Source organism: Flavobacterium sp. FlaQc-52, from assembly GCF_044007495.1.
GTDB classification, from domain to species: Bacteria; Bacteroidota; Bacteroidia; order Flavobacteriales; family Flavobacteriaceae; genus Flavobacterium; species Flavobacterium cupriresistens.
The window spans coordinates 1-346 of sequence record NZ_JBIPCV010000048.1 but is presented as its reverse complement, the minus strand read 5'-3'; the positions used below and the strand labels follow the sequence as shown (position 1 = coordinate 346).

2 protein-coding genes are annotated in these 346 nt (G+C 34.1%); both read left to right on the top strand.

Annotated elements, in window-relative coordinates; all coding sequences use genetic code 11:
• Positions 1-35 precede the first annotated feature (35 nt).
• Positions 36-185, top strand: a complete 150-nt coding sequence (locus ACHRV5_RS22450; RefSeq protein WP_230004263.1) for a class I lanthipeptide — start codon at positions 36-38, stop codon at positions 183-185.
• A 7-nt stretch (positions 186-192) separates the two neighbouring features.
• Entirely contained in the window at positions 193-342 is a 150-nt protein-coding gene (locus tag ACHRV5_RS22445) for a class I lanthipeptide (RefSeq protein ID WP_230004265.1), read from the top strand.
• Positions 343-346: the final 4 nt, after the last annotated feature.

The window sequence follows — 346 nt, the reverse complement described above, 5'->3', positions numbered from 1 at the left end:
TTATTTATTGGCAAAAGCCTTAGACTAATTCTCTTATGAAAAACAAAAACACAATCAACAAGTTAGCTTTCAATAAAGTAGCTGTTGCAGAATTAAACGACAACCAAATGTATGACGTTGACGGCGGAACAAGCCCAACATGTCTTTTAGTAATCAGTTATTTATTGGCAAAAGCCCTAGACTAATTCTCTTATGAAAAAACAAAACACAATCAACAAATTAGCTTTCAATAAAGTAGCTGTTGCAGAATTAAACGACAACCAAATGTATGACGTTGACGGTGGCACAAGCCCAACATGTCTTTTAGTAATCAGTTATTTATTGGCAAAAGCCCTAGACTAATTCT

Bases quoted from the DNA above. Each gene is read 5' to 3' on its own strand.
- ACHRV5_RS22450 (WP_230004263.1), top strand. From the start codon at position 36: ATGAAAAACAAAAACACAATCAACAAGTTAGCTTTCAATAAAGTAGCT.
- ACHRV5_RS22445 (WP_230004265.1), top strand. From the start codon at position 193: ATGAAAAAACAAAACACAATCAACAAATTAGCTTTCAATAAAGTAGCT.